General features: G+C 45.3%; 11 protein-coding genes. 7 read left to right on the forward strand and 4 right to left on the reverse strand.

The genetic code is table 11. The features are described 5' to 3' along the window. Positions 1-107 precede the first annotated feature (107 nt). From OXN25_14695 to OXN25_14725, 7 genes are all read left to right on the forward strand, one after another. Entirely contained in the window at positions 108-1,010 is a 903-nt protein-coding gene (locus OXN25_14695; GenBank protein ID MDE0426103.1) for an NAD(P)-dependent oxidoreductase, read from the forward strand. A gap of 3 nt (positions 1,011-1,013) precedes the next feature. Then, a complete protein-coding gene (locus OXN25_14700) occupies positions 1,014-1,742 on the forward strand; it encodes a sugar phosphate nucleotidyltransferase (GenBank protein MDE0426104.1) in 729 nt (242 codons plus the stop codon). 8 nt (positions 1,743-1,750) lie between these two features. Further along, entirely contained in the window at positions 1,751-2,983 is a 1,233-nt protein-coding gene (locus tag OXN25_14705; GenBank protein MDE0426105.1) for a glycosyltransferase family 2 protein, read from the forward strand. A gap of 9 nt (positions 2,984-2,992) precedes the next feature. Continuing rightward, positions 2,993-4,144: an aminotransferase class V-fold PLP-dependent enzyme gene (locus OXN25_14710; GenBank protein ID MDE0426106.1), complete on the forward strand. Its 1,152-nt coding sequence runs from the start codon at positions 2,993-2,995 to the stop codon at positions 4,142-4,144. Positions 4,145-4,169: 25 nt separating this feature from the next. Then, positions 4,170-5,669 carry a DUF4861 family protein gene (locus OXN25_14715; GenBank protein ID MDE0426107.1) on the forward strand — a complete coding sequence of 500 codons (1,500 nt, stop codon included), beginning with the start codon at positions 4,170-4,172 and terminating at the stop codon, positions 5,667-5,669. Between the two features lie 145 nt (positions 5,670-5,814). Continuing rightward, a complete protein-coding gene (locus tag OXN25_14720; GenBank protein MDE0426108.1) occupies positions 5,815-6,411 on the forward strand; it encodes a thiamine pyrophosphate-dependent enzyme in 597 nt (198 codons plus the stop codon). A gap of 222 nt (positions 6,412-6,633) precedes the next feature. Then, the gene (locus tag OXN25_14725; protein ID MDE0426109.1) at positions 6,634-7,533 is read left to right on the forward strand and encodes an aldo/keto reductase; all 900 of its coding nucleotides are present in this window, start codon (positions 6,634-6,636) and stop codon (positions 7,531-7,533) included. Between the two features lie 25 nt (positions 7,534-7,558). Here OXN25_14725 and OXN25_14730 read toward each other — a convergent pair whose 3' ends face one another. From OXN25_14730 to OXN25_14745, 4 genes are all read right to left on the reverse strand, one after another. Then, positions 7,559-8,164 carry a hypothetical protein gene (locus tag OXN25_14730; GenBank protein MDE0426110.1) on the reverse strand — a complete coding sequence of 202 codons (606 nt, stop codon included), beginning with the start codon at positions 8,162-8,164 and terminating at the stop codon, positions 7,559-7,561. A gap of 78 nt (positions 8,165-8,242) precedes the next feature. After that, entirely contained in the window at positions 8,243-9,043 is an 801-nt protein-coding gene (gene trpA, locus OXN25_14735; protein ID MDE0426111.1) for a tryptophan synthase subunit alpha, read from the reverse strand. 176 nt (positions 9,044-9,219) lie between these two features. Continuing rightward, on the reverse strand, positions 9,220-11,874 hold the full coding sequence (locus OXN25_14740) for a DUF262 domain-containing protein (protein ID MDE0426112.1): 2,655 nt from the start codon (positions 11,872-11,874) through the stop codon (positions 9,220-9,222). 223 nt (positions 11,875-12,097) lie between these two features. Further along, the gene (locus OXN25_14745; protein MDE0426113.1) at positions 12,098-13,624 is read right to left on the reverse strand and encodes a DUF262 domain-containing protein; all 1,527 of its coding nucleotides are present in this window, start codon (positions 13,622-13,624) and stop codon (positions 12,098-12,100) included. Between the last annotated feature and the right edge of the window lie 131 nt (positions 13,625-13,755).

Raw genomic sequence — 13,755 nt, forward strand, 5'->3', positions numbered from 1 at the left:
CTGCCAGCAACTCAAATCACCCTCACTCAAATTTAACGCTGCGTAAGTCCTATATAAATTTGGAATGGAAAAATTAGATATAGAAAGGACAAGGAAAGGAAATAAAGATGGCGAATGCAGACTACAAAATTGGTGTTGTAGGTGTCGGCAGAATGGGAGCGAACATCGCTCGACACCTCAATGATGAAGGGTTCAATGTCACTGCTGTATACGATGTCGCAAGCGAACGCGCAGAGGAGCTCGCGGCAGAAATTGAAGCAACCGCAGCTGGAGAACTCGCCAACGTTACGGTTCTCGCTGACTATATCATCACCGTGGTTACGGACGATGCGGCGATGCGGACAATTTTCTCCGACGCTGCCGACGATAGCCTACTCAAAGAGGCAACGGGCAAAGTCTTTATTAACTGTGCAACGCTGAGTCCGCAGATCCACGTAGATATCGAACAACTCGCAGCGAAGCATGGTGCTGAAAGCCTTGAAGGATGTATGGCAAGTAGCATTACACAGGCACGCGAAGGGACGCTCTACCTAATGTGCGGTGGTAAAAAGGCAACATTTGACAAGGCACTCCCAATTCTGGAGTCAATGAGTGTTTCCCTCCGGTACATCGGTGAAGCCGGTCAGGCAGCACAGGTTAAGGCACTCGTCAATATGGTCATGAACATCAATACAGCAGGATTGGCTGAAGGTCTCGGTTTGGGTGCTGCACTCGGGTTGGATCTGGCGATGTTACAGGACGTTTTTTCACAGACCGGGGCAAACTCCCGTGTCTTAGAGACCGATGGAGAGGATATGGAAGCACGGGATCATGAGTGTTATTTCTCGGCTGCGCATGCATCTAAGGATTCAGGAATCGCACTTGACTTGGCAAACGCTGAGGGGATTTCGTTACCTCTCGCAGAAGCAACTAAGGCACAGTATGACCGCATGATTGAACTCGGATTGGGTGAGTTAGATAAGTCGGGTGTTGCTGAACTCACTTTCCCCGGACGCGGAGGGAAGAGCTAAGCCGTGCTTAAAGGCGTAATCCTCGCAGGCGGACTTGGTACCCGTTTGCATCCCCTTACTAAAGTTACCAGTAAGCACCTCCTGCCTGTTGGTAATGAACCTATGGTGTTTCACAGCGTCAAACAGCTCACGACAGCAGGCGTTACCGATATTCTTATCGTGACGAATCCGCAATATGTCGGCGACTTTGTGAATGCCTTGGGCAGTGGAAAGGATTTCGGATGTGAATTCACGTATCGCGTGCAGGAGGAGGCAAAAGGTATCGCGCATGCCCTTGCATTAGCCGAGGGATTTGCCAATAACGGCAGCATCGCCGTTTTGTTGGGGGACAATATCTTTGAGACCTCAATCCGGCATGCGGCCGATGATTTTCTCGCGCAATCGAAAGGGGCTCGTGTCCTGCTTAAACAGGTACCTGATCCAGAACGTTACGGTGTTGCCGTTTTGGATGGAAATGACCGCATCGTCGCAATTGAGGAGAAACCTGAGCGTCCGAAGAGTAATTATGCTGTAGTAGGGGTCTATTTTTACGATGTATCCGTGTTTGACATCATCCGTACGATTGAGCCTTCGGCACGTGGAGAGTATGAAATAACGTCTGTCAATAACGCCTATATGCAGCGTGGCGAGCTGGCATACAGTTTTGTGCAAGGAAAATGGATGGACGCAGGAACTTTTGATTCACTCAGTGAAGCGCATCAAATCCTTTTGAATGCATCGGATTGGCACTAAGAGAGTATATGGACGAGAGACCAATTCTATCCATCGTGGTCCCGGTTTACAATGAAGAAGACAACATTCACCCCTTGCTTGAAAAAATTCAGGCGGTATGTGAGACAATCGGTGATACTTATGAAGTATTATTCGTTGACGACGGGAGTAAGGATACGACTTTTGCAGTGCTCTCAGAACTGAGTAAACGGGTTCCGCAATTGGTCATCATTCGATTTAAAGAGAATGCCGGGCAGACAGCGGCGATGGCAGCAGGATTTGAATTCGCACGTGGCGAACAAATTATTAGCATGGATGGCGATTTACAAAACGATCCTGCCGATATTCCGAAACTCCTTGAAAAATTGGACAAAGGCTACGATTTGGTATGCGGGTGGCGGAAAGAAAGACAAGATAAATTCTTGACACGGCGTGTCCCCTCTATCGTTGCGAATTGGATAATCGGTAAGGTGACAGGGGTACCGATCCACGACAATGGATGTTCACTGAAAGCATATCGCGCTTCGGTTATCAAACAGGTGCCGCTCTATGGTGAAATGCACAGGTTCATTCCTGCGATGTCCACTGTGGCAGGGGCGCGTATCGCTGAAATCGTCGTCACACATCATCCGAGACGTTTTGGTCAGAGCAAATATGGGCTCGGTAGAGTCTGGCGTGTAGCGTTGGATATTATAGCCTTCAAGCTTATCATCTCCGTCTTCGCACTACGTCCTGAAATACAGGAGCCTTCGCTCTGGCAACGGTTGTCCAATGTCCTTTTTAATCCGAAGCAGAGAGCTTTTCAAGCCGCGGCGTTCCTCAGTCTCCCTTTCTTCGTTTTAGGACGCATTTTGTTTGGCAACACTAATATTGCAGCGTTTAGCTGCTTCGGGACAGCTGTCGCGTTGTTGGTACTTGGATGGATAGCGGAAAATCAAATTCGACAAGCGAGCCAAGAACTATCAGACCTAAGTAAACTGGCACGCTTGTTTATTTTTCGATACAAGCGGCGACCCATTCGATTTTTTGGTCCTATCGGTGTTTTATTTTTCATACTTGGTGGCATTCTTTTAACAACGCCTATCCACTCTTTTTTCTTGCGAGTCTTAAACCTCGCAGAAATTCCGAATCTGGGTCCTATTTTCGTGGTTGGCGGGATTTTGATATTCTGCTGCGGCCTGTTTGGTGAACTCATCGCCTTCGCTAACGTCAGACACGTGAAAGATTATACAGTCGAAACACTTTTGAATACGGATGCGTGAGGGAACACTTTGAATAATTTGACTGATTCCAAATTGCGCCAGAGTCTGCGCGATGAATTTCCGGTAACCGAGACCTATATCTATATGAATCACGCCGGTGTTGCTCCACTATCGCGTCGAGTGCAAGCTGCGATGACTGACTTTTTGGAAGATGCGACTGTAAACGGTGCCGTGAACGCCAAACTTTGGGAGGCGGAAGCGGAAATCTGTCGAGGCGCAGCGGCACAACTCCTCAATGCCAACACAACCGAAATCGCCTTTATGAAGAATACGACACAAGGTATTCTCGTTGCGGCGAACGGTATCGATTGGCAAGCAGGGGACAACGTCGTCACAACAGCGGTAGAGTTTCCTGCGAACGTCTATCCGTGGTGGAGTTTGAAGGAACGCTATGGGGTCCAAACGCGTATGATACCGGAGCGCGCTGGACGCATCCAGGTCGAAGATGTGGCTTCCGCAATCGACGAGCGCACACGGGTTGTAACGATTAGCCACGTAGAATTCGCCTCCGGCTTCCGGAACGATATTCAGACACTCGGCGAAATTTGCCGAGAACGCGATATTTGGTTCGTTGTGGATGCCATTCAGAGTCTCGGAGCGATTGAAGTGAATGTCAAGTCCTGTAACATTGATATTCTCGCCGCCGACGGGCATAAATGGTTGCTCGCCCCGGAGGGTGCAGCGATTTTCTACTGTGCTAATGAGAAACGGGAACGCCTGATTAATACAAATGTCGGTTGGGCGAGTGTCGTGAATCCACGCGATTTCCTCAATTACGACCTAACACAGAAGCCGGATGCAACCCGCTTTGAAGAAGGTTCCTACAACAGCGTCGGATTGTATGGGCTCAGAGCTGCAATCGAATTGCTCCTTGAGATTGGTATTTCCACAATCGAAGGACACCTCTTGGAACTGACAGGACATTTAATAGCCGGATTGGAAGCCAAAGGCTACCGCGTCATCACACCGCGAGCGGATTCAGAACGGGCTGGAATTGTCATTTTTGACAGTAAGCGGCTAACACCGACTGAAATCTATAATATACTGCTCGCTGAAAACATCGTCACTGCAGAGCGTGGAACCGGGGTCAGGGTTTCACCGCATTTTTACAACACAACATCTGAAATTGGACGTCTCCTTGAAGTGCTACCAGACCTTTAATGCTAATTTCAACTTAGGAAAAAAATTGGAAACTCTACAGACACACAATAACATCCAGAATGATAGAGTGAGATCGGTTTCAAGAATTTGCCTATCGCTTATTCTTGTTTCTCTACTGATGCTCGGTGCTTGTACGATGCCCGGGGGCAATCAGAAGATTAGCAAGATTCGCCTCTCTATTCAAAACACGTTACCTCTCCACCGAAAAAAAGTCCCGATTGTGCTGACTGGTGCCCAACTCCGAAAGGTGAACCCTGATTTCACCTTCAAAGCGTATTCTGTTGTTACTGGAAAAGCACCACGAGAAGTGATGGTTCCTGCGCAAGCGGATGATTTGGACTATGACGGCGAACGCGATCAACTTTGCTTCTTGTTGGACCTGGAGCCGGAAGAAACGAAAGAGATTTCAATCCTTTACGACCCGAATGTTAAGGCGACCTTAACGCTTGACATCAATAAACAGACGCGCGCCGCAATCCTTCCTGAACTGAGTGCTGTCGCAGCAATGGAATCGAATTTGATTGCGTACCTCCTAAAACCAAACGGTGCCTTTATTGCGTACGGCAAAAAACGGTCGGAACTTTTTAGTGTGGATATAATGTTCCAACCCGAATTAGATTACGGGCGGCCAATCTCACCAGAACTCAGACACCATTTTGAGCAGAACGGGATCACGCTCTCCCAACAGGTGCAAATAGAGATAGAGAAACCCGAGCAGCAGTGGATCGCCCGCGACCTTGAGAACCAAGACGTTTACTTTATCCGAAAATCGTCCAATAGTGCGGTTTCCGAACTCGGACAGGAGACTGCGGCAGCGGAGCAGTTGAGTGTCTCTAAATCCATCGGTTTATCCCTGAATGAACTCCTCAACTCTGAAACAGAGAAGATGGTTGCACTAACACCCTCGGAGGGGCTCATAGGTTTTGGAGGGATTGCATTATGGCACAAGGCGGATAGAAAAATGATTCCTCTGCCGACCGAAGGTGATTACATCCGGATCCTCGCCGACGGGGCTATTCGCTCTATCGTTCAACGGATTCTGCCAACGTGGGACATTCAGGGTGAGGTCCGTCGGTTCATATCAACCACGTTTGTTTATGGCGAAAATCCGTGGATTGAGCATCATATCCATATTGATGGAGACCTACCGACGGATTATGCTTTTATCACGGGTATTCCATATCCGAACGGTGCTTATGATGAGGATGTAAAACAGGGATGGGTTTGGAGTTGGGGAACGGATCCAAGCGGCATGGATACACTCGGCGTTGCGCTCATCGTCCTCACCGGTCGCGATCCACAAGATGCCGGACTTGATGCATCACAAACCGAATTTTCGTCTTTACCTGTTATTCTAACCCCAAATGCGGATGGCAGACTTACCTATCGCACATTCGCTATCTGGGGCGGTGGTATTGATGGCATTGAGACCGAGGCAGAATTCGCACAGCACGTCCAGATTACGACGACCGCGCTAAAAACACCGCCACAAATTAAGTTCCTACCACCAGAGGAAGAACAATAGTCAGGACTCACGCACTAAAAGTCTGGTAGGTGCGGTTTCTAACCGCACCGATCCTGTGGCGGTAATCATCTTTGCTGTTGAAAAATTAGGTGTCTCAGCTCAATTTTGCGTAAATCCTGATAGTCTCAGACGATTGGAGAAAATTATGCTCATCAAAGAGGAGTGTCTACAGCTTATCGCAAATCGACGGACAGATGAAATTGTTGTCACAACCATGGGAACAACCGTGCCGTGGGGCAAAATATCAACACATTCGTTGGACTATGCCTCCGTCGGCAGTGCCATGGGACACGCCGCTGACTTCGCACTCGGCATCGCACTCGCTAAACCGGATAAGAAGGTTATTGTGCTTAACGGTGATGGAAGTATGCTGATGTGTTTAGGCACATTAGCGACAATTACTGCCCTAAACACACCACCGCCCAACTACCTTCTTTTCGTCTGTGATAACGGCACTTATGAGGTGACAGGCAATCAACCCGTCCCTGTTGGTAACGGCGGTTTCAGTTGGACGATGATTGCGAAAGGTGTCGGTTTTCAACAGGTTTATGAATTTGACGATGCAGACCAATTGGAAGCAGCACTTCCCAAAATCTGGAATGAGACCGGCCCTGTTTTTGTGAATCTGAAAATCGCACAGGCGCACGAACCACCCCCTGATCGGTGGGGCGGTTTTTCATATCCCTATCTACAAGAATCTCTTGCTGAATCTACACATAAATTAAAAGAGGCACTGGGGTAATAATAGGGCTTCGGTCACCTTGAAATTAGCGGTAGGTCTGGTTTGTAGTAGGGCAATTTATTGCCCGTTACGAACGCGTAGACGTGCGATAAATCGCACTACTACGAACATACCTCTGAAAAAACTGAATGAAACAATAGGCACACGCCGTCATGCCGTTACACATTTTATTGTGCGTCGCAAGATAGTAGACACTGTCGTGCCGTAACTGACAGGACGATTATGGAAAACTCAAAATTAGAAACCCGACGGATGGGACGTACGGAGATGCGTCCAAACGCACTCGCGCTCGGCGCGGCATGGCTCTGGCAGAAACCCGATGCTGAAGTTATCGGTGCAATCCGACGCGGTATCGAACTCGGCATTAACTATATTGACACCTATCCGGGACATGCCGAACATCTCTGGAGTGAAGCACTCTCTGGTGGATTGCGAGAAGAGATTTATCTGCAAGCAAAGGTCGGCACGCACCCGGAACGTCGAAAAGACTTCTCCGCAGATGGCACACGCTGGAGCGTCACAAACAGTCTCAAATCCCTCCGCACGGATTACCTTGATGCCGTGCTCATCCACGATCCGCTTGATATGGAAAGCGTCCTGGCACCCGGTCAAGCATTGGATACACTCTTAGAGATGAAAGCGGAGGGGTTAATTCGACATATCGGTGCGGGTGTGCGTTCGCATGAATTCCACAGGGAACTCATTGAAACCGGACATATTGACATTATCCTGACCTTCTTGGACTACACACTGTTATCGCAATCTGCAGCAGAGACAACGTTGCCCTTGGCGCGCCAGCACGATGTCGGTATCATCCTTGCGAGTCCGTTAGGTATGGGCAGTTTGACGGGGGTCGAGCCGGACCTTGAAACCGAACGCCGCCGTAATCCTGATGCCGAACCCAAGGCGCACGCCATGTGGCGATGGTGTCAGGAGCGCGACGTTAACATCCTCCATCTGGCAATGCAATTCTGTCTTGCAGCACCGATAGACGGTGTTGTTATGTTTGGTCCTGCCGACAAGGCGCAAGTGGAAGATGGATATGAAGCGGCGACAGTTGATATTCTTGAAGACATTTGGGAGGCGTTTGAGATGGAATTCGGTATCAAACGCGGGATGTAGCTAATTGTCTGAGTTAGAATTTACGCTATGCTTTTTGTGATACCATGCTGGCGAGAATGCCGAGAATTTTGTCACAGCGTTCCAGCATATAAGTTTCCATGTCAATGTGGAGTCGCTTGCCTTCCAATTTGAGGAAGAGCCAATGCGTCCCCGTTGTGGTAGCCCCATAAACACATGAAATGTCGTTCTCTTGTTCGGTATTAAAGCGTTGCGCAGCGATCATCTCCGCGACGCACTGTCCAAGTCCTATTATGAGATCATCCTTTTTCGCTTCAATAAGGATGATAACAGGTGCCTCCAAATAATATTGATTTGGGGACAGACTCACCAAAAAATCACACACGCCAGTCAAGTCGTTTTCGGCATCAACATTGAAATCAATACCCGAAAAAAGACTGATGCGGTGTTCAAAGTGCTCCCGGAGTTCAACGAGTATATCGGCGACAATCATTTCTGACTTTGCCTTCTCTGTACCTATCGCAACGGCTAACGGGACCTTCTTTGCCAACGCCTTGATGAGTTCCGAACTCGGCTCCACCAACTCTGTTTTGGCAAAGAGGCCTATAGACTGAACTATTTCCAATTGAAACGTTTTTTGTGCTGCTTGTAAAGTGAAATTGCTATAAGCCATGTGTTGAGTCCTTTATGCGGTCTCGATATCCACCTTCACACATTGGAAGACAGGTAGATACAGAAACAGGATCACACTTTATGCTTTCACACCTGCTGTTAACTCCGATGCGAATCGTTTCACCGCATTAAGTAATTTCGCTTCGTCGTTGATATGTTCTTCGATAACATTGACAATCGCACTTCCCACAATCACACCATCGGCAATCTCCGCCACCTGTTCTGCCTGCTCAGGCGTTGACACACCGAAACCGACACTGATGGGCTTATCCGTATGTTTTCGCAACTCCGCGATCGTCGGCGCGATTTCGTCTGACAACATCGCCCGCGCCCCTGTCACACCCGTCAGTGAAACACAATAGATAAATCCTGTACTGACCGATGCGATCAGTTGCATCCGTTCCGGTGGACTTGTCGGGGCAACCATGAAGATCGTAGCGAGGTTATATTGCGGTGCGATTTCAAGGAGCGATTGTGCTTGTTCTGGCGGTAGATCAGGAACAATTAAACCATCAACACCTACTTCGCATGCAGCCTTGCAAAACGCCTCTTCCCCCATCCGGAAAATTGGGTTATAGTAGCTCATCAAAGCGATAGGAATTTCCGTCTGTGGGCGGAGATCTGCCACCATTGCCAAAATCTGCTCCAGTGAGATACGATGTGTAAGGGCGCGTTCGCTTGCGCGTTGGACAGTCGGTCCGTCTGCGATTGGATCGGAGAAGGGGACACCGAGTTCGATAAGGTCTGCCCCAGCTTCCTCGAGGGTGAGGAGAAGTTTGTCGGTAAGTTCAGGATTTGGGTCTCCAGCACAGAGGTAGGGCATAAATGCGCTGGCACCTCGGTCTCGGAGTTCTTGAAATTTTTTGTCAATTCGATTCATTATGTATACGTGGGTCTCGGCTTCCTGTTGTGTTTTTTAAATTATACCCTGCAAGAACCGAATTGTCAAGAGGTTGCTGGTTTACAAAACACTTAGCCGATTGCTATAAGCGTTTCCTCGATTTCGAGAGGTAGCTCAAAAAAAATAAAAGCGTTTCAATATTCTTGAATTTACTTTTAGATGAGTTCCACGTTAATAGCAGATAAACCCCCACCCTTCGCCGTATGATTTAGCTCAAATTCTACTCTTTGGTTTGGTTGCAGAGTACTAATAGATCGGTCATGAACCTCCTCTATATGCACAAAAATACTTCGTTCAAAACTATTTGATCTTATATAACCAAAACCTTTATCTTCGTCAAATTTAGTTACGACTCCTTGATACCATTGACCCATTGCAAATTCATAGAGACCATGTCTATATACAATCACTAGGCATTCTCTGATTTGCATATAGATGGCATCTTTATCAAAGTCTTCTATTGTTCCTTCAAGCTGATGCCCATAACGAGTAACGGGAAACACTGTAATTTGCCTATTCTGTGCAGATTTAAGGAACCTATCTTGGATACTAAGCCGTTCTTTTCGAGTGTGTGGGGGACCTTCTAGTTTTTCTCTTCTGACAGAATGCAAGGTTTCAATGTAAGGTTCCACCACCGGCCATGATGCCGATGAGCAAGCAAAAAGAATGCTTGATTTTTCTAATGTCTGCCTTTCATTGGAGCGATCAACACCTATGAATGTGTCAACAGATTGTTCGATTTTTGACAGTTCTACCGATTTTGTGTAAGTGACAAACACTGTGGGTTGGTAGTTATCTGATTGCAGCATTGAAACCCACCGTGGCTCAACTTTGGGTTTAGTCTTGGACTCTGATTTGGGTTTAGTCTTGGACTCTGAAGTATGGCCTGAGAGTTTGGTTTCACGTTCAACTTCAGGTTTAGTAACTCGACCAATAAAGTGTTCAGGGGAAGGCCATATCTCATGAAAACAGTCTAATAACATCCTCTCTCGCTGCCTAATTTGTGCTACGTCCCACGTGTTATTATTCTCATACTTTTCACATATCTCTTTGTTCAGTATAATATCTGCGTTATCACCTTCTGACAACTTCCTTTTTTTATCAAGAAACGAAAGTTGGTTTGGAAGATACTCCGTGCAAAAGACTAGATTCCCTATGCTAAATGAATTCTCTAGCCTATACTGTTTTAATGGAGGCATTATTTGCTGCACGGACAAAGCACTTATAGGTTGAATGACACTCTCCTGATCATCGTCCCTAGTCCGGCGTAAAAAATCCTTAAGATAGAACGTGATTTCTTTCGGTTCCTCTGATGGATTTTCTTGATTCCAACTTTCAATCTTCCAAAGTTCAATTCGATATAAAATGTAACATAGCATATTCCAAGCAGGTATTTCAACACGGGGTCCGCCATGGCGTATTTGATATCCAACCCTCCGCAAACCATTCAAAACTGCACCATCATGTTGCCACCGTTTACCTTCACCTGGTTTGCCTTGCCGAAATAGAAATTCTGCAAATTCTTCAACTCTAAATTTTCCAAATACTCTACTTGCAGATTCACCGCTGTTTTGATTGGGAATTAGGTGAGAAAAGAAATTGTTTATTCTTCTACATACATGCTTGTCTTCATTAACTCCATTACGTAGTAAACCCCGCACGATGTAAGACTCCAACATAGTAAAAACCTTGGTAAGTTCACTATCACATAAGTCAACTTCATTTCTGATGAACAACATGAATGGGTGCAAACTCGTAAGATTAAGATTGTCAAAAATAAGATTAAGATCCTCATGAAACTGTAGTCGGTAAGTTTTCATCTTAGGATCAGTCATTTCCTTATAAAACACCGCGTAATTTTTTAATTGCTCAAATTCATATTTAATATCCTGCTCATCGGTTAGTGCCTTACTATATTCCCAATATAACTCAAAAGGTTTTACGTTCTTTTCAAAACAATCAGGTCCCTGTTTTGCCATCAGAAACGACCGGAAAAACGATTCAAGTTTATCTTCATCCCAATACTGAGAATCGTTTTCAAAAACCCAGTAATCCTTATAGAAACGCTCAGCTTCATTTTCAGCGCGCAGGAACAGATCATTTCTCAGGTAATCGAACTCCGAAAGTTTCCTTCCGGTCGCATTAATCGACGCAAATACTTGTTCGGGACGCTCATCTTCACTACCGAGTTCTAGATTAACAAGCATAAAATTGTCTGTGATAGAACGGAATAGGCGACGCATTTTTTCAAAAGCGGGATTTTCTCCGAAATATTCTCGAATCACATTTGCAAAATGGATGTAAGCTCCAAGAATCCTATGCTCATCGGAATTTGCTCCGTTTTGCCTTTGCAAATACTCCTGCCAATACTCTCCAGAGATGACTTGCTTGAATGCAGGTTGATCGAAGTCTGTCGGAACAAATGTAAATTCATAATCTGGATCGTCTATTAAGACATCTTCGTCATTTATTATGTATTTGGATGCAGCACTTGCCAATTTACTTTGTTGAGTATCATCATTTTGTGTTTGGCATAGATCCCTAATAACGCACAGGATGATTTGAAAGGTTGCAAGGCGTTGCTGTCCATCAATCACTTCATATGCCTTCTTGCCAATAGAACGCGTCACAATAGGCCCTGTGAAATGCGTAGGGTGATCTTCACTTCTTATTTGAAAAAGGATATCCTTCCAAAGGGTATCCCAATTTGTTTCATCCCAAACATAACGTCGTTGGTAGTGCGGCACTCGATAGTGCACATTACTACTAAACAATTCATCAATACTGTTAGCTTGCGCATTAATCGACATCTCTAAATCCTCCTAATTTTACTTTCATTTAGTACGAAAAACGACGGCTGCCAAATTTCATTAAAAAAAGCACGTATCGGTCATTTTACCTATAAGTGTATATAACCAGAGGGTCCTCACTCAGCATTAGGGTATTTGACACCTGTCGAATTTGAGAAACAAAACTTGTCTTAACTTTACGAATTTTTGGTTTAAATAAACGGTAGCACTTCAAAGATCCGCTTTAAAGAAAGTAGGAAGGGGATGGCCACACAGAACTAAAAAGGCTAACAGGGCCATCAGATCCATCACCTAAAGCCAAAAGGTCAGCAATTTCTTGTAAAAGTTTCATATAGAGACCCCAATTTAGCGGTTTCTGGCCATACCGTTGCTCTTCATTCCCAGTCATTTGATAAAACATGTAAGTAATGAAATCCGCATTTTTGGAATTCACATTCTCAAAGGCAGTCGCAACATCCTTGTCGTCTGGCCAGCCCCCGCATGAATTATAAAGACATTTTGCGAATGAGTCTTTGGAGAAGCTGCTCTTGTCAGACATCACAGAAGAAAAGAAACCGTCTATCGCCTTGTAGCTGCTCTTAATTATCTGTGTATGACTATATGTTGCATCTTCAAGAACAAGCATTCGCCTCACTATATATGACTGCGCAAGCCAGCAAACTTCGTTTAAATCATTCTCCTGATTGTGCTTTACGTATAATAGGAATGAGTCCAAATCACGAAGGTTAAGATCTTTGCAAAACCTCTCGTGGGTCTTAAAACTTGTTTCACATCGTAACTGTCGATAGGAATTTGCCCATCTACTTAATTCTTGAAATTCATATTTGATTCCTTGTCCGGTGGTTAGTTCTTCTCTATACTGTTGATAGACTTCAAATGGTTTTACATTCTTTTCAAAACAATCAGGCCCCTGTTTTGCCATCAGAAACCTCCGGAAAAACGAATCTAACCTATGTTCCTTCCAATAATCTGGATCCTTTTCAAAATCCCAATGAGCCTCATAGAAATCCTCAGCTTTATTTTCAGCGCGTAGGAACAGATCGTTTCTCAGGTAATCGAACTCCGAAAGTTTCCTGCCAGTTGCATTAATCGAGGCAAATACCTTTGCCGGATGCTCGTCTTCACTACGAAGGTTTATATGAATGAAACTGAATCTATCTGTAATGGAACGAAATAGTCGACGCATTTTTTCAAAATCGAGATTGTCTCCCACATATTCTTGAATCAGATTTGAAAAATGGTCATAGGCTTTAAGAATGCTATGCCCATCGGAATTTGTTCTGTTCTTCCCATACTCTTTGGAGGTGACTAGACTAAATGCAGGTCGATCATGTTCTGTCGGATTGAATGTGAATTCATAGTCAGGATCGTCTATTAAGACATCTTCGTCATTTACTATGTATTTAGCTGCAGAACGTGCCAACGTTCGTTTTTGAGGATCATCTTGTGTGTTGCATAGATCCCTGATAACACAAAGGATAATTTGGAAGGTTGCAAGGCGTTGTTGTCCATCAATCACTTCATATGCCTTCTTACCAATAGAACGCGTCACAATAGGCCCCATAAAATGGGTTGGGTGGTTCTCCTCTTCTTGTTGTTCTTTTATTTTTAGTTGAAAAAGAATATCCTTCCAAAGCGTATCCCAATTCATTTCATTCCATACGTAACGTCGTTGGTAAAGCGGCACTCGATAGTGCATATTACTACCTAACAATTTATCAATAAGAGAACTATGTTCATATAATAGCATATCTAAACCCTTTTTAGCAGAATTTGCGAGTTTTCAATAGACTCAGGCACTTTTTAATGTTATCGTATTTGCAAATTTTTTGCAAGTTAAATTTTTTGAAAAAACCACGAATCGGCATGAGTCATTGATAT

This window comes from Candidatus Poribacteria bacterium, assembly GCA_028820845.1.
Lineage (GTDB): Bacteria > Poribacteria > WGA-4E > WGA-4E > WGA-3G > WGA-3G.